Source organism: Comamonas sp. UBA7840 (assembly GCF_002501455.1).
Lineage (GTDB): Bacteria > Pseudomonadota > Gammaproteobacteria > Burkholderiales > Burkholderiaceae_C > Comamonas > Comamonas jiangduensis.
In genome coordinates this window covers 22,844-36,917 of sequence record NZ_DLTI01000013.1, presented here as the reverse complement: position 1 = coordinate 36,917, position 14,074 = coordinate 22,844, and the positions used below count along the sequence as shown (strand labels likewise).

Here is a 14,074-nt window from a genome sequence, read left to right as displayed (position 1 = left end):
GCTTTTTTTATGGTCTGCAGCCTCACACGGCCGCATTGTCCAAGTCACCTGTACGAATACGGACAACTTTTTCGACAGGCGTCACAAAAATCTTGCCGTCACCAATCTTGCCAGTGCGAGCTGCAGTCACGATCGCGTCGACGCAGCGGTCTGCATCCTCGGTGGCCACCACCACTTCGATCTTTACTTTGGGCAAAAAGTCCACCACATACTCTGCCCCCCGGTACAGCTCCGTATGTCCTTTTTGCCGGCCAAACCCCTTTACCTCCGTCACTGTTAAGCCCGTTACGCCACATTCCGCCAAGGCTTCACGCACCTCCTCTAATTTGAAGGGCTTGATGATGGCAGTGATCATTTTCATGGTGAGGGCTCCAATGGAATTTAAAACTTGGTCAATTGCGACTGAGTCAGGGCTTAGCGTCTAAAGCCGTTTGTGATGGGGCTACGCCAATCCTTGCCAAAGCTACGCGTGGAGAGGCGGGGCCCCACAGGGGCTTGTCTGCGCTTGTATTCATTGATTCGGATCAGGCGAACCACGCGCTCTACATTGTCGCGGTCATGACCTGCGGCCACGATGGTTTCAATAGGTTCATCATTTTCCACATATCGGCGAATCATGTCGTCCAGTACGGAGTAAGGCGGCAAACTGTCCTCGTCTTTTTGATCGGGACGCAATTCCGCACTGGGTGGCCGCGTGATGATGCGCTCAGGAATGGGATTCAAGCCCGTACCAAACGGGTCGTTGGCATTGCGCCAGCGTGCCAAATCAAACACCCGTGTTTTCAGCACATCTTTGATCACCGCAAACCCGCCCGCCATATCACCATACAAAGTGCAGTAGCCCGTCGCCAATTCACTCTTGTTGCCGGTGGTCAGCACAATCGCGCCAAACTTGTTAGACAAGGCCATTAGCAAGGTTCCGCGTATACGCGCCTGCAAATTCTCCTCGGTGGTATCTTCTTTCAAACCGTGGAAATGGCTGGCCAGCGCTGCCTTAAACGCTTCAAATTGTGGAGCAATGTCAATCACATCATGGTGCACCCCTACGCGGCTCGCCATCTCTTCAGCATCTTTCCAGCTGATGTCTGCCGTGTAGGGTGAAGGCATCATTACGGTGCGCACCTTGTCTTGGCCCAAGGCATCTACGGCGATTGCCAGTACCAATGCGGAATCAATCCCGCCGGACAAGCCCAGCAAGGCACCCGGAAAACCATTCTTGGTAACGTAATCACGCACCGCCAGCACCAAAGCACGCCAGAGATAAGCATTGTCCTCTTGCACAGGCTCTACCAGCCCAGACAGTTGTACTTGGCCCGACGCCTGCTGCACTGCCACAGTGACCAGCGCCGCCTCAAAGGATGGCGCGCGTGCAACTACAGAGCCATCTGCATGCAAGGCAAAGCTGCTGCCATCAAACACCAACTCATCTTGCCCGCCCACCATGTGCGCATAGACCACGGGCAACCCGGTCTCCAAAGCGCGCTGCGCCAAAACCGCTTCACGCTCGGCCTGCTTGCCCAGGTGGTACGGCGATGCATTCAGCACAATCAGCATCTGCGCGCCGGCCTGCTTTGCAGCCCAAGCAGGTGCTGGCAGCCAAGCATCTTCGCAAATCAATACCCCGGCACGAATGCCATTCACATCCACCAAGCAAGGCTGGGACTGTGGCGTGAAATAACGTAATTCATCAAACACACCATAGTTCGGCAGCGCCTGTTTGACATAACTGGACACGATGCGGCCATTGGCAATCAAGCTTGCTGTGTTGTGACGGTGCAAAGTACCCGACACCGCCTGCGTATGCCCCAGCAGCAGTGCCAAGCCTGGCAAATCCGCGGTTGCAGCAATGATGCTCTGCAACGCCTCATCACTGGCTTGCTGAAACGAAGGGCGCAGCAGCAAGTCCTCAGCGGCATAGCCACACAAGGCCAGCTCCGGCGTCACCAGCAGCGATGCACCTTGTGTATGCGCTTGCTTAGCAGCCTCAATGATCTTTTGGGCATTACCGCTGAAATCACCAACGACAAAGTTGAGTTGAGCGATGCAGATAGAAGTGGTCATGAAAAAGGAGGCAACAGGCCTAAACGCTGACAGCCGCTCCTGTATGAGTCCGTCCACACAGCAAGCGCAAAGGAGCAATTATCACTCCCTCTGCTTCCCGCCACCCGTATGGGTTTGAATGAACAAAGCCGTATTGCTGAGCCATACGGCGCAAACAGCGCTCACACGCTCACCGACCGTTAAAAACGCTCCCACTCTTCCTTTGCGGCGGCGCCTTCATGCGTGGCTGCAGACACTTGCGTTGTGCGCAAGGCCGGTGCGGGGTAGCCCCCATCCTTGGTGGCCATGCCAGGAGCATGCGCAACAGATAAAGAAGCTGCTGCCACCGTCTTCTTGCGCTCTACAGACGCAGCGGTCAAGGAAGGCTCGCCCGAAAGCTTGACCTTAAAGCTCGATACGGCCTGCACCAGATCCTTGGCTTGGCGCTGCAGGCCTTCTGCGGCGGCTGCGCTTTGCTCGACCAAAGCGGCATTTTGCTGGGTGGCCTGATCCATTTGCGCAATCGCTTCACTGACCTGGCCGACGCCTTGGCTTTGCTCTTTGCTGGCGGCGCTGATCTCCCCCACCAAGTCAGACACATGACGAATGGCCGTAACAACCTCTTCCATCGTAGTCCCCGCCTGGGCGACCAAATGGCTTCCCTGCTCCACGCGCTCCACGCTTTCACCAATCAGTTGCTTGATTTCTTTCGCAGCTTCCGCACTGCGGCCGGCCAAGGCCCTCACCTCGCTGGCCACCACCGCAAACCCCCGGCCTTGCTCACCAGCACGTGCCGCTTCCACCGCAGCATTCAGCGCCAAGATGTTGGTCTGAAACGCAATGCCATCAATGACCCCAATGATGTCGGCAATTTTTTGGCTGCTGGTGTCGATGTCTTTCATGGTGGTCACCACCTGCCCCACCACCTCGCCCCCGCGCACCGCAACCTGCGAGGCGTTGATTGCCAACTGATTCGCTTGCGCCGCGCTGTCTGCGTTGTGGCGCACCGTAGCAGCCATCTGCTCCATGGAAGCAGCTGTTTGCTGCAGCGCGCTGGCTTGCTCTTCCGTGCGGCTCGACAGGTCTGCGTTGCCCATGGCAATTTGTTCACTCGACGTGGACACACCATCGGCATTGCTACGCACATGGCTGACCACCCCCTCCAAGTTGTTGCGCATGGCGGCGAGTTCTTGCAACAGCTTGCCCATTTCGTCGCCTCCGCTGGCGGGAATGTGCTGCGTCAGATCACCTTGCGAAATACTGCGTGCTGCACGCACGGCCTGCCCCACCGGCACGGTCACAGACCGGGTAATTAACCAGCCCAAAACTGCGGCGCTGAGTGCACTCAGCGCCATGCCAGCCAGCACCCAGATCGTCGCAAACTGGAAACTGTGCGCAGCATCTTTTTCAGCGGCCTCGGCGTATTCGCGGATCAAGGTATCCAAACGCACCAAGACATCCAGCAGCTGCACAAACACCGGCTCTGCGGAGCCCACATAGAAGTTCGTCACCGCATCGCCCAGCAGCAAATCGCCTTCTGGCTCGGCATAGTCTTTTTCACGGGCCAGCTGGAGGAAGTTTTGCTGCCCTTGCAGAAATTGCTTGCGCAACTCCCCATAGCGCGCCATCAGCTCTTTTTCGGCTGCTGTGCGCTCACGCGATTCAAAGCTGCGTTCATGCGCTTGAATTTGCTCCAAGACTTTGGTGATTTGTGTGACGTAGCCTTCCACCTCTGCCACGCTGTTCACATTCAAGACACCGGCTTCTGCGCGGCGCAGACTATTCCATAGCGAGCGCATGCTACCCACGTCCACCACACTGGGCATCGCGTGCTGTGTCACCGCCTGTGTGCTTGCGTTCATCTGACGCATCTGCCACAAAGAAATACTGCCCAAGGCCAACGTAAGAAAGCTAACCAGCGCAAATCCCAAGCCCAACTTTGCAGCCATGCGCATATTCGCCAAAACCATTTCGTCTCCAAGAAAGTCTGGCGGGGCCGGGCAAAAAAATGTGCAGACCCCGCACTGGAGTCCGCACATTAACAAAAATTTACAGTATTTGAGGTAAAAGTCTCAAGAAATGCAGGCTTGCCTGCACGCCTCTTAGGCTTTGTTGTAGTTGGCAATGCCGTCCGTGATTTCCTTTTTGGCTTCGTCCACGCCCTTCCAGCCTTGGATCTTCACCCACTTGCCCTTTTCCAGATCCTTGTAGTGCTCGAAGAAGTGCTGGATCTGGTTCAGCGTCAGCTCGTGCACATCGGCCAAGGTTTCGATCTTGTCGTAAGCAGGCAAGATCTTCTTGGTCGGCACTGCCAGCACCTTGCCGTCCACGCCACCGTCGTCTTCCATCAGCAAAATACCAATCGCGCGGCAAGGCACCACCACACCGCTAGGCAGCGGGAAGGGGGTCATGACCAACACGTCCACGGGGTCGCCGTCACCTGCCAGCGTTTGGGGCACATAGCCGTAGTTCACGGGGTAGTGCATGGCGGTGCCCATGAAACGGTCCACAAACACGCAGCCTGTTTCCTTATCCACTTCGTACTTGACGGGATCGGAATTGGCAGCAATTTCGATCACTACATTGAACGTTTCAGGGGCATTCTTGCCGGGAGTCAGTTTTTCGAAGGACATGATGCTTGGTCAGGTTATGAAACAAAACTTCCCCAAGTCGGGGAAAACTTGCTGATTTTAGATGCATGCCCTTGCTTGCTTCTTTCAAAACCCTCGAATATCCGCGCAGCAGACAACTACAGCGCGGCCTGCTGGGTGCGGCCCACAGGCCCCGAGCGCAATTCAATCGCGTGCTGCACCTCTTTGCGCCAACCCAGCGCAAACCCCATTTCCGCCAGCACAAACAACGGGCCAATCAGCAAGCCCACGATGTCATCCATGAACGCGGGTTTGCGCCCTTCCCAGTAATGGCCAACAAACTGAATGATCCAGCCCACCACAAACAGGCCGATGCCTGTGCCCAGCCAGAGCGACAGCGTCTGCTGTGCCAGCCAGGCGCCGGCTGCCAGCATCAGCGCCAGCACCACGGCCAAGCTGATGCCATAGCGCGTATCCAGCAGCACGTAGTACACCGAGGCCGCCAACGCGGCCAGCACTGCGGGGCTGAGCACCCAACCACTGCCCTCCAGCACCCACGCCGGGCGCGACAGCAAAATCACCACAGCCCACAAAATCATGGGCACACCCACAAAGTGGGTGAGGATGTTGCGCCCATCGCGGTGATAGTCCGCGTATTGCGAGAGTTGATCCACCAAGGTTTTCATGACGGTCTCCGAACCACGGTCCAAACCCTGCCATGGTCAACGCCGCACCCGCCCCTGTCCAGAGGGCAAATACCATCAATATTTGATAGCTACCAGCGCTTATCAGGTCTACATAAAACACGTATTTCATGCAAATTTACGTAGCTTGGGTGACTGACATGGCACTTGACCGCCATCAGAATGCCGTTATTTCAAGCCTTGAGCTTGTATGCACAGTCAAATTGACATCTAACGCTTGATAGACAAGCGCTAGCAGCTATACAAATTACAGAAAATGCCTCTTTCTACCCCCACGGTGGCACGCACCCCCCAGCACATCCGACAGGTCAATTTCCGCAGCTATGAACGTGCAGATGGCTTGTGGGACATTGAGGGCGAATTGCTGGACACCAAAGCCATTGACCTGCCCCGCCCCAACGGCGAAGGCATTCGCAAGGCGGGCGACCCCATCCACCACATGCACATCCGCGTCACTGTCAACACCCAGCTGGTGGTGCAAGCCATCGAGGCGGCGATGGAAGCCCACCCGGTACAAGGCTGCCCCGCCGCCCTGGACGCCATGCAGCGCATGGTGGGCTGCAGCATGGCGCGTGGCTGGCGCAAATCCATCGATGCCAACCTGGCAGGCGTGGCGGGGTGCACCCATATGCGGGAGTTGCTGCAAAACATGGCCACCGCAGCCTTTCAAAGCATTGTGTCGGCCTTTCACACCGCACCCGACCAGCCTCCGGCCTACCTGGGGCGCTGTACAGGCTGGAGCTTCAACGGCCCTGCAGTCGCCCAATACCACCCGCAATTTGTAGGCTGGATTTTTCCCGAAGGCAAAAGCGCTGCACAGCCGCCCGCGCAGGCAGAAAAAGTCTAGCCTGCGCAAACCCTGTGGCCAACACGACTGACAGCCTTGCGGCACAATCTCCAGCCTATGGTTGATCGCGTGATTCCTTTGGTTGAGCAAAGGTATGGACTTCTCCAAGCCCCTTTGAATGCCCCGCACATTGCCCCCTCCGGGCAATTGCTGGATCAGCGCGCGCGCCCGCTGCGCGATCTGCGCATCAGCGTGACCGACCGCTGCAACTTCCGCTGTGCCTACTGCATGCCCAAGGACGTCTTCGACAAAGACTATCCCTATCTGCCGCACAAGGCGCTGCTGACCTTTGAAGAAATCACGCGCCTGGCACGCATCTTCACCGCACATGGCGTGCGCAAATTCCGCCTGACCGGCGGCGAGCCGCTGCTGCGCAAAGGGCTGGAGCAGTTGATTGCCCAGTTGTCTGCGCTGCGCACCCCCGAAGGCGATGCGCTGGACATCACGCTGACCACCAACGGCTCTTTGCTGCGCCGCAAGGCCCAGTTACTCAAAGACGCAGGTCTCAAACGTGTGACCGTGAGCCTGGATGGCTTGGATGACGCCACCTTCCGCAGCATGAACGATGTGGACTTCCCCGTCGCCGATGTGCTGGATGGGATTGAAGCCGCCCGCGAAGCCGGGCTGCAAGACATCAAGGTCAACATGGTGGTCAAGCGCAGCACCAACGTGTCGCAGATTCTGCCCATGGCGCGCCACTTCCGTGGCACCGGCGTAACGCTGCGCTTTATTGAATACATGGACGTGGGCGCTACCAACGGCTGGTGCATGGACGAGGTACTGCCTTCCGCAGACGTTGTAAACCTGATCAACGCCGACATGCCCTTGGTACAGCTGGACCCCACTGCACCCGGCGAAACCGCCAAGCGCTGGGGCTATGCAGATGCCCACGGCCAGCACGATCCCCAACTGGGCGAAATTGGCGTCATCAGCAGCGTGACCCAGGCTTTTTGCGGAGACTGCAACCGCGCCCGCCTGTCCACCGAAGGCCGCATGTACCTGTGCCTGTTTGCCGATAAAGGCTGGGATTTGCGTGAGTTGCTGCGCGGCGATGCCGACGACGCCACCATCAGCAATGCGCTGGGCCATATCTGGGGCCAGCGCAATGACCGCTACTCCGAGCTGCGCGCCCAACTGCCGCCGGAAGCCGCCCAAGGCCGCAAACGTGTAGAAATGAGCTACATCGGCGGCTAAGTCTTGGCTATTGGCGCCATACTTTGGCTTTTTTACAAGCAACGTGGCACACAATCGCATGATTTCTTCGCAAGACATCACCGGCCTCATCCTGGCCGGTGGACGCGGCAGCCGCATGGGCGGTGTCGACAAAGGCCTGCAACCTTTCAAAGGCCAGCCTCTGGCTTTGCACGCGCTACAGCGCTTGCAACCGCAAGTGGGCCACTGCATGCTCAACGCCAACCGCAGCTTAGACACCTACCAAGGCTTTGGTGCGCCAGTGCACCCTGATGTGCTGCCTGACTATGCCGGCCCACTGGCAGGCTTTCTCACCGGGCTGAGCCACTGCACCACGGAATGGCTGCTGACCGTGCCGTGCGACAGCCCCTGTTTTCCGCTGGATCTGGCCCAGCGCATGACCGCTGCAGCCCAGCAAGCCAGCGCCACCATCGTGCTGGCAGCAGGCCCTGAAGTTGGCCGCGATGGCACGCTGCAAGTCCGCCCCCAGCCCGTGTTTGCCTTGCTGCACCGCAGCGTGCTACCCAGCCTGCAAGCCTTTGTAGCCGCAGGTGGGCGCAAGATTGATGCGTGGACGGCCCAACACCCCCAAGCGCTGTGCACCTTTGATGCCCCCGGCGACAACGTGCAGGCCTTTGCCAATGCCAATACCCTGCAAGAGTTGATGGCGCTACAGAATGCCTAACACTGCGGATTGACGCTATGGCCCCATCCGCAGACCATGCACCGCCCGGCTACCCACTACAACCCACAAGGAGACTCCATGGCTTTTGCAACTGCTTTTACCGACCCAGCACCATCACCCGAAGACTTGGCCGATCTGCCCGGCACCGTGGCTGTGGAGTTCGGCGTGGACTGGTGCCCCCACTGCCAAGGCGCACAGCCTTTCTTGCGCGAAGCCTTGCAAGAGCGCCGCGACATTACGCACATCAAAATCGAAGACGGCCCCGGCCGCAAACTTGGCCGCCACTTCAAAGTCAAGCTCTGGCCCACGCTGGTGGTGCTGCGCAATGGCCAAGAAATTGGCCGCACCACGCGCCCCCTGTCCACGCAGGACGTCGAAGAGCAGTTGCCCGTTGCGATCTAAGCGCCGCTCAAACGCGTCAGTCCATCAACAAAATGTGCGACTGCGACGAGGCCTGAAACCATAGGCAGCACAGATGAGCGACACGGCGAAACAGCGTCGCACCAAGGCAGCATCACTTGGCAGCTTGCCAGCCCAGGGCTGGCCACTACGCTGCAGTTGCCACGGGCACCTGCACCGTGGCAGAAAGCTGCATAAATCAGAGCTTGCAGCGCTTAAAAACAAAGGACTTCAGATACAAAACCATCTGAAGTCCTTTGCATATAAGTGCTAAAAGCTACTATTTTTTTAAGCTGCTTTAGATTCTTCCCAAAGCTTTCTCCACGCCCTTGTTGGCCAGCTCATCGGCCTTTTCATTGCCCGGGTCACCTGCATGGCCCTTGACCCAGCGCCACTCAATACGGTGCCCTGCGGTGGCCACCAACGCATCCAGCTCCTGCCACAGCTCGACATTTTTTACCGGTTGTTTGGATGCAGTCTTCCAGCCTTTGGCTTTCCAGCCATGAATCCACTCCGTAATGCCTTTACGCACGTACTCACTGTCCAGAAACAGCTGGACATCACAAGGGCGCTTGAGCGCGCGCAGCGCCTCAATCACGGCCTGCAACTCCATGCGGTTATTGGTGGTGCCCAACTCACCACCAAACAGTTCTTTGGTGTGGGGGCCCGCCTGTAGCAACACCCCCCAGCCACCGGGGCCGGGGTTGCCTTTGCAGGCACCGTCCGTATAAATCACAACCTGGTTCAAATTTCTTTCCTTTGCGGTGCTTGCTGGCACGCTGCCGCCGTGGCCGCTGACGCTGTCGCTTTGCGAGAGCGCCATGCAGGCTCCATCAGCCGCATGCCGTGCACCTTTTTCACAGCCAGCACGCAGTATGCACCGCCCAGCACGGGCCACGCCTTGTTGCCCAGCTTGTCCATCCAACGCCAGCGCTGCAGCCAAGCCTCACTGTCCACAGCCGGGGCGTGACAGCCAAAATCCGCAGCAACCACATCCATCGCTAGCACTTGCAGCCAGTCACGCACGCGCCAATAAGGCAGTCCTTTGCAGGCATTCAAGCTGGGCGCCTGTGTGCGCTCCAGGCCGTGCTGAAGTCCCCACAAGCTAAAGGGGTTGAGCCCGAACAGCAAAAGACGCCCCTCTGGCACCAGCACCCGCACCGCCTCGCGCAAGGCTGCATGCGGGTCCTGGCACAGCTCCAGGGTGTGCGGCAGCACCAGCAGATCAATGCTGGCTTCGGCAAAAGGCAAAGCCTCAGGGGCACAAAATAGCTGAACTTGCTCGGGGTCTTGGCAAGCTGGTCGATCAAGGTTTAAATCGAGACTCGGCGCTGCCACCCATCGGTGGGGCATGCGGTTATGACGCAGAGCGTGCAACATGGGCAAGCCCAGTTGCACGCTGTGATAGCCGAAAATATCAGCCACCGCCTCATCGCAGCGCTGCTGCTCCCAGTCGAGCAAGTAGCGCCCAAAAGCTTTTGCCATCCACGGATGACTTTTTTCACTTGCCTCGTTCATGAACCTTTTGCCGTTGCCCGCGTTTTCTGACAATTACATCTGGCTGCTGCACAACAGCAAGCAAGCCCTGGTGGTCGACCCCGGTGACGCCGCGCCCGTTCAAGCTGCGCTGCAAGCACTCCAGCTGCAACTCCAAGCCATTCTAGTGACCCACCACCATGCTGACCATGTGGGTGGCGTTAACGCCTTGCGCGACGCCACAGGCGCCTTGGTATACGGCCCCGCGTTTGAAGTGCTGCCTGAGCCCGTGGTGCGCGTGGACGCCGCCACCCAGTTGCATCTCTTGGGCATGCCGTGGCGTGTGCTGGAGGTTCCCGGTCATACCGCTGGTCATATTGCGTGGTATTGCGAGCCTGCCGATCAAGCGCCGATTTTGTTCTGTGGCGACACCCTATTTTCTGGTGGCTGTGGTCGCCTGTTTGAAGGCACTGCAGAGCAAATGCATGCATCGCTACAGCAACTGGCCCAGTTGCCACAGAACACCCGTGTGGCTTGTGCACATGAATACACTGTCAGCAATCTGAAATTTGCATGCGAGGTGGAACCAAGCAACACCGCTTTGCTCCAATACCGCGCGCATTGTGAAGCACTGCGCCAGCAGCAGCGCCCTACGCTGCCTTCCACGCTGGCGCAAGAGCTTGCGATCAACCCTTTTTTGCGTTGCGACGTTAAGCAGGTAGTGCAAAGTGCACTGCGCTTTCGTCCCGACACCCAAACCGAACAACCCGCAAGCGTGCTGGCCACGCTGCGTGAATGGAAAAACGCATTCTGATGAACCTGCGCCATCTTTTTATTGCCTTCAGCGTCGTATGGCTTGCTGGCTGCGCGACATCACCCACCTCTTACGACGCACCGCTCAAGCCTATCACGCGCGCGCATACCGGCACTTCCAAAGTCGCATCACTGGAGTCGAACAACGACCTGTGGGAGCGTATTCGCAAGGGCTTTGCGATTCCAGATCTGGAGCACGATCTGGTCGACGCCCAAGAGCAGTGGTATGGCAGCCGCCCCGATTACATCGACCGCATGACCACGCGTTCAAGCAAATACCTCTACCACATCGTAGAAGAGCTGGAGCAGCGCAACATGCCCACCGAGCTGGCATTGCTGCCCTACATTGAAAGCGCGTTCAACCCTCAAGCCGTCTCCAGCGCCAAGGCTGCGGGCATGTGGCAATTCATGCCCGCTACAGGTTCTTACTTTGATCTGACCCAAAATGCCTTTCGCGACGACCGCCGTGATGTGCTTGCATCCACCAGGGCCGCGCTGGACTACCTTGAAAAACTGCACCGCATGTTTGGTGACTGGCATTTGGCACTGGCCGCATATAACTGGGGCGAAGGCAGCGTAGGTCGCGCTATCAAACGCAATGAGAAACAGGGGCAAGGCACCAGCTATGTCGAGCTGAGCATGCCCAACGAAACCCGCAATTACGTACCCAAACTGCAGGCGGTCAAAAACATCATTGCTGACCCCGAGAAGTTCAATATTGAGCTGCCCAATATTGAAAACCACCCCTACTTCCAAGCCGTCGACATCAAGCGCGATATGGACGTAGAGCTGGTTGCGCGCCTGGCTGACGTGCGCTTGGAAGACTTCAAGGCACTGAACCCCTCTTTTCACCGCCCCACCATTTTTGCCGGCGGCACAACGCAAATCCTGCTGCCTTGGGACAACGCCAAAGTCTTTCAGCGCAACTTTGCTGCCTACAACGACGGCCAATATGCCAGCTGGACCGTATGGGTTGCCCCCAGCACCATGACCGTAGCCAACGCCGCGCAACGCGTAGGCATGAGCGAAGCCGACTTACGCAGCGTCAACCGCATTCCTCCGCGCATGATGATCAAGTCAGGCTCAGCGCTGATGGTGCCGCGCACGTCACAGCACCTGAGCGATGTGTCCTCGCACATTGCAGACCACGGCACACTGGCCTTTGCTCCAGAAATCACCGAAGTCACGCGCCGCACTCCCGTCAAGGTTCGCAAGGGCGACACCATGGCCAAAGTGGCCAGCCGCAACGGCGTGACTGTGGCCAACTTGGCGCGCTGGAATGACATCAAAACCACCGCCAAGCTCTCAGCAGGCCAGTCACTCGATATCTACAAAACCGTGAAAATTCAGGCTGCAGGCGCTAACAACAAAAAGTCAGCCCCAACCAAACAGGTGCGCTCCACAGTTGTCACCAAGAAAGCAGCTAACACCAAGGTGGCACAAAAAAGCAAAGGCGGCACGCCTACCAAGAAAAAACGCTAAGCACTGCACCGCCGCTTAGTGGCGCGTCACCATCCAAAAAGCCCTGCAGTGCAGGGCTTTTTGGTACGCATGAAGGCCGCTCTTTAGCGCCGCTCCACCAAGGCATGCGCAATCGTGCCCAGATCCACGTACTCCAGTTCACTGCCCACGGGGACACCACGCGCCAAACGCGTCACATGAATATTGCGCCCCTGCATCAACTCCGTCACGGCATGCGCCGTCGCTTCGCCCTCCGTGGTAAAGCTCGTAGCCAAAATAACCTCTTGTACAGCACCATCCACGACCCGCTGCAACAGCTGTGGCAAGCCAATGTCCTTGGCACCCACACCATCCATGGGCGATATGCGCCCCATCAGCACAAAGTAGTAACCACTGTAGGCGCCCGTGCGCTCCATCGCTGCCAGATCGGCTGGCGTCTCCACCACACACAAACGCGCAGCATCACGCCCTGCATCCTGGCAAATAGGGCACACCACATCGTGCGTAAAGGTGTTGCAGCGCGTGCAGTGCTGCACAGAGTCCACCGCTTCCATCAAGGCACGCGAGAGCACGCGCGCACCCTCTTGGTCACGCTGCATCAAGTGAAAGGCCATGCGCTGCGCAGACTTCACCCCAACTCCGGGTAAGCGACGCAAGGCCTGAATGAGTGGATCGAGTGGCTGCAGATCTGACATGACTAACACCTAAACACCAAGAAAAAAGGGAAAGCGCAGACGCTTTCCCTTGCATCAACTGGTCCCCTGTGATTTAGAAGGGGAACTTCATCCCACCTGGCAGACCAGGCATGCCAGCAGTCAGCTTGGACATTTTTTCGTTGGAAGTTTCTTCTGCCTTGCGCACAGCTGCGTTGAAAGCAGCAGCGACCAAGTCTTCCAGCATGTCCTTGTCTTCGCCCAGCAGGCTCGGGTCAATGGTCACGCGCTTGACGTCGTGCTTGCAAGTCATCACCACCTTCACCAAGCCTGCGCCCGACTCGCCTTCTACTTCGACGTTGCCCAGTTCATCTTGCGCCTTCTTCAGGTTGTCCTGCATGGCTTGCGCTTGCTTCATCAAACCGGCGAGTTGTCCTTTGTTGAACATGGTTGGTTTCCTTTGTTTGTCACTTAAAAATCAGATGGTGCCAATAGTGCCACGACTTGGCACACCCCGAACGTTGTTTCACTTATACCGGGCGAATGCTACCGGGCACGATGGTGGCACCCAAACTTTGCTGCAGGTGCTGCACGCTGGGGTCGTTCATCACAATCGCTTCCGCTTGTTTTTGCCGTGCTTCAGCGCGCGCCTTGTTGCGCAACGCAGGCGTATCGGAGACCTTGCCATTTTCCACATGCAAGCTGGTGCAATCTGTGATGTGCGCCAAAGCCTTGAGCAAACGTTCACGTGGCATCGCCTGGTTGAGCGAAGTGCGCTGCACGCGCAATGTCCACACATGGCCTTCTTGCGCGATCAGCTGAGACTGCATCGCCAGCTCACGCACCAGCGCAACAATCGCCTGTGACTCATCCAGTTGCGTGACGATGGCATGCCATGTATCCCCCAGGGGAGTTGGCTCCAGCGCTTGAATTGCATCCTGCGCCACGCCCTTTACTGGCACTTGCACGGCTTCGCTTTCTGCCGAAAGCGAAGCTTCTAGGGGAACATCGTCCCATACCGGGGGCTGTTCAGCGAGGTAGCCGGGCACGGTATCCATCGCCTCTGGGGGCAGCTCCTCCCATGGCGGCGGCATCTCCTGCGCGGATCGGTCTTGCTCCAACACCGCGGTGTTCAAAGCCTCGTGCTCTTGCACAGCAACCGGAATCTGCGCTGGCACCACTTTCACAGACTGTGGCTGCTGTGGCTGCTGTGG

At 57.9% G+C, this 14,074-nt stretch carries 16 protein-coding genes; 6 read left to right on the top strand and 10 right to left on the bottom strand.

The features are described from left to right. Positions 1 to 22: 22 nt before the first annotated feature. The 5 genes from B3R00_RS03315 to B3R00_RS03295 all read right to left on the bottom strand — a co-directional run bounded on the left by B3R00_RS03315 (position 23) and on the right by B3R00_RS03295 (position 5,317). The gene (locus B3R00_RS03315) at positions 23 to 361 is read right to left on the bottom strand and encodes a P-II family nitrogen regulator (protein ID WP_219164224.1); all 339 of its coding nucleotides are present in this window, start codon (positions 359 to 361) and stop codon (positions 23 to 25) included. A gap of 53 nt (positions 362 to 414) precedes the next feature. Next, positions 415 to 2,061, bottom strand: coding sequence for an NAD+ synthase (locus B3R00_RS03310; RefSeq protein WP_286997415.1), 1,647 nt, complete (start codon positions 2,059 to 2,061; stop codon positions 415 to 417). Positions 2,062 to 2,240: 179 nt separating this feature from the next. Continuing rightward, positions 2,241 to 3,995 carry a methyl-accepting chemotaxis protein gene (locus B3R00_RS03305; protein WP_286997526.1) on the bottom strand — a complete coding sequence of 585 codons (1,755 nt, stop codon included), beginning with the start codon at positions 3,993 to 3,995 and terminating at the stop codon, positions 2,241 to 2,243. Positions 3,996 to 4,142: 147 nt separating this feature from the next. Continuing rightward, the gene (gene ppa, locus B3R00_RS03300; RefSeq protein ID WP_219164221.1) at positions 4,143 to 4,673 is read right to left on the bottom strand and encodes an inorganic diphosphatase; all 531 of its coding nucleotides are present in this window, start codon (positions 4,671 to 4,673) and stop codon (positions 4,143 to 4,145) included. Between the two features lie 116 nt (positions 4,674 to 4,789). Beyond that, entirely contained in the window at positions 4,790 to 5,317 is a 528-nt protein-coding gene (locus tag B3R00_RS03295) for a DUF962 domain-containing protein (protein WP_286997413.1), read from the bottom strand. A 274-nt stretch (positions 5,318 to 5,591) separates the two neighbouring features. On the opposite strand from B3R00_RS03295, the gene B3R00_RS03290 reads away from it, so the two are divergent. The 4 genes from B3R00_RS03290 to B3R00_RS03275 all read left to right on the top strand — a co-directional run bounded on the left by B3R00_RS03290 (position 5,592) and on the right by B3R00_RS03275 (position 8,460). Beyond that, entirely contained in the window at positions 5,592 to 6,182 is a 591-nt protein-coding gene (locus B3R00_RS03290; RefSeq protein ID WP_286997411.1) for a DUF2889 domain-containing protein, read from the top strand. A gap of 57 nt (positions 6,183 to 6,239) precedes the next feature. After that, positions 6,240 to 7,376: a GTP 3',8-cyclase MoaA gene (gene moaA, locus B3R00_RS03285; protein ID WP_286997410.1), complete on the top strand. Its 1,137-nt coding sequence runs from the start codon at positions 6,240 to 6,242 to the stop codon at positions 7,374 to 7,376. Between the two features lie 58 nt (positions 7,377 to 7,434). Continuing rightward, on the top strand, positions 7,435 to 8,058 hold the full coding sequence (mobA, locus tag B3R00_RS03280) for a molybdenum cofactor guanylyltransferase MobA (RefSeq protein WP_286997409.1): 624 nt from the start codon (positions 7,435 to 7,437) through the stop codon (positions 8,056 to 8,058). 78 nt (positions 8,059 to 8,136) lie between these two features. Beyond that, the gene (locus B3R00_RS03275) at positions 8,137 to 8,460 is read left to right on the top strand and encodes a thioredoxin family protein (protein WP_174863344.1); all 324 of its coding nucleotides are present in this window, start codon (positions 8,137 to 8,139) and stop codon (positions 8,458 to 8,460) included. Positions 8,461 to 8,755: 295 nt separating this feature from the next. On the opposite strand, the gene rnhA is transcribed toward B3R00_RS03275, so the two are convergent. Further along, a complete protein-coding gene (gene rnhA / locus B3R00_RS03270; RefSeq protein ID WP_174863340.1) occupies positions 8,756 to 9,205 on the bottom strand; it encodes a ribonuclease HI in 450 nt (149 codons plus the stop codon). After that, positions 9,202 to 9,942 carry a methyltransferase domain-containing protein gene (locus tag B3R00_RS03265; RefSeq protein WP_286997408.1) on the bottom strand — a complete coding sequence of 247 codons (741 nt, stop codon included), beginning with the start codon at positions 9,940 to 9,942 and terminating at the stop codon, positions 9,202 to 9,204. The genes rnhA and B3R00_RS03265 overlap by 4 nt, the downstream gene beginning before the upstream one ends. Before the next feature lie 31 nt (positions 9,943 to 9,973). Between B3R00_RS03265 and gloB the strand changes: the two genes are divergently transcribed. Both gloB and B3R00_RS03255 read left to right on the top strand, forming a co-directional pair. Then, a complete protein-coding gene (gene gloB, locus B3R00_RS03260; protein ID WP_286997406.1) occupies positions 9,974 to 10,747 on the top strand; it encodes a hydroxyacylglutathione hydrolase in 774 nt (257 codons plus the stop codon). After that, complete coding sequence (locus tag B3R00_RS03255; RefSeq protein WP_286997525.1) at positions 10,747 to 12,228, top strand: transglycosylase SLT domain-containing protein; 1,482 nt, start codon at positions 10,747 to 10,749, stop codon at positions 12,226 to 12,228. Before gloB ends, B3R00_RS03255 begins: the two co-directional genes overlap by 1 nt. An 83-nt stretch (positions 12,229 to 12,311) precedes the next feature. On the opposite strand, the gene recR is transcribed toward B3R00_RS03255, so the two are convergent. The 3 genes from recR to B3R00_RS03240 form a co-directional block, all read right to left on the bottom strand. Continuing rightward, a complete protein-coding gene (gene recR, locus B3R00_RS03250) occupies positions 12,312 to 12,902 on the bottom strand; it encodes a recombination mediator RecR (RefSeq protein ID WP_174863338.1) in 591 nt (196 codons plus the stop codon). A gap of 73 nt (positions 12,903 to 12,975) precedes the next feature. Continuing rightward, positions 12,976 to 13,308 (bottom strand): YbaB/EbfC family nucleoid-associated protein, encoded by a 333-nt coding sequence (locus B3R00_RS03245; protein WP_174863337.1) that lies wholly within the window; start codon positions 13,306 to 13,308, stop codon positions 12,976 to 12,978. An 82-nt stretch (positions 13,309 to 13,390) separates the two neighbouring features. Next, positions 13,391 to 14,074: DNA polymerase III subunit gamma/tau C-terminal domain-containing protein (locus tag B3R00_RS03240; RefSeq protein WP_286997402.1), on the bottom strand; the 684-nt coding region annotated here is incomplete at its 5' end.

Coding starts and splice junctions, on each gene's coding strand:
- B3R00_RS03245 (WP_174863337.1), bottom strand. CDS start 13,308: ATGTTCAACAAAGGACAACTCGCCGGTTTGATGAAGCAAGCGCAAGCC.
- recR (WP_174863338.1), bottom strand. CDS start 12,902: ATGTCAGATCTGCAGCCACTCGATCCACTCATTCAGGCCTTGCGTCGC.
- mobA (WP_286997409.1), top strand. CDS start 7,435: ATGATTTCTTCGCAAGACATCACCGGCCTCATCCTGGCCGGTGGACGC.
- B3R00_RS03275 (WP_174863344.1), top strand. CDS start 8,137: ATGGCTTTTGCAACTGCTTTTACCGACCCAGCACCATCACCCGAAGAC.
- moaA (WP_286997410.1), top strand. CDS start 6,240: ATGGTTGATCGCGTGATTCCTTTGGTTGAGCAAAGGTATGGACTTCTC.
- B3R00_RS03290 (WP_286997411.1), top strand. CDS start 5,592: ATGCCTCTTTCTACCCCCACGGTGGCACGCACCCCCCAGCACATCCGA.
- B3R00_RS03295 (WP_286997413.1), bottom strand. CDS start 5,317: ATGAAAACCTTGGTGGATCAACTCTCGCAATACGCGGACTATCACCGC.
- gloB (WP_286997406.1), top strand. CDS start 9,974: ATGAACCTTTTGCCGTTGCCCGCGTTTTCTGACAATTACATCTGGCTG.
- ppa (WP_219164221.1), bottom strand. CDS start 4,673: ATGTCCTTCGAAAAACTGACTCCCGGCAAGAATGCCCCTGAAACGTTC.
- B3R00_RS03255 (WP_286997525.1), top strand. CDS start 10,747: ATGAACCTGCGCCATCTTTTTATTGCCTTCAGCGTCGTATGGCTTGCT.
- B3R00_RS03305 (WP_286997526.1), bottom strand. CDS start 3,995: ATGCGCATGGCTGCAAAGTTGGGCTTGGGATTTGCGCTGGTTAGCTTT.
- B3R00_RS03315 (WP_219164224.1), bottom strand. CDS start 361: ATGAAAATGATCACTGCCATCATCAAGCCCTTCAAATTAGAGGAGGTG.
- B3R00_RS03310 (WP_286997415.1), bottom strand. CDS start 2,061: ATGACCACTTCTATCTGCATCGCTCAACTCAACTTTGTCGTTGGTGAT.
- B3R00_RS03265 (WP_286997408.1), bottom strand. CDS start 9,942: ATGGCAAAAGCTTTTGGGCGCTACTTGCTCGACTGGGAGCAGCAGCGC.